At 71.3% G+C, this 505-nt stretch carries 1 protein-coding gene; it reads right to left on the bottom strand.

Annotation, left to right across the window (positions count from 1 at the left end; translation table 11 throughout):
- On the bottom strand, nt 1–505 hold a 505-nt coding region (locus tag HLH29_RS20115; RefSeq protein WP_275944201.1), incomplete at both ends, for a 1-deoxy-D-xylulose-5-phosphate synthase N-terminal domain-containing protein.

Here is a 505-nt window from a genome sequence, read left to right on the forward strand (position 1 = left end):
GTCGCGCAGGCCGAGGAACTGGCGCGAGGACATCAGCCGCGACAGGTAGTTGGACATGGCGCCGACCGGGGGGGCGATCGACATCTCGTTGTCGTTCAGCACCACGATCAGCCGCCCGGCGCCGGGGCCGGCGACCGAGGCGTTGTTCATCGCCTCGTAGGCCATGCCGGCCGAGATCGAGCCGTCGCCGATCACCGCCACCACGTTGCGCTCGCGGTAGGCGGGGTCATGCTCGGCGCGCAGATGGTGCGCCACCGCCATGCCCAGCCCGGCCGAGATCGAGGTGGAGGAATGGGCGGCGCCGAACGGGTCGTATGCGCTCTCGCTGCGGCGGGTGAAGCCCGACAGGCCGCCGGGCTGGCGCAGGGTGCGCACGCGCTCGCGCCGGCCGGTCAGGATCTTGTGCGGATAGGCCTGGTGGCCGACATCCCAGATGATCCGGTCGTCGGGGGTGTCGAACACCGCGTGCAGTGCCACCGTCAGCTCCACCACGCCCAGCGAGGCA

The organism is Gluconacetobacter tumulicola (assembly GCF_014174215.1).
Taxonomy (GTDB): Bacteria; Pseudomonadota; Alphaproteobacteria; order Acetobacterales; family Acetobacteraceae; genus Gluconacetobacter; species Gluconacetobacter tumulicola.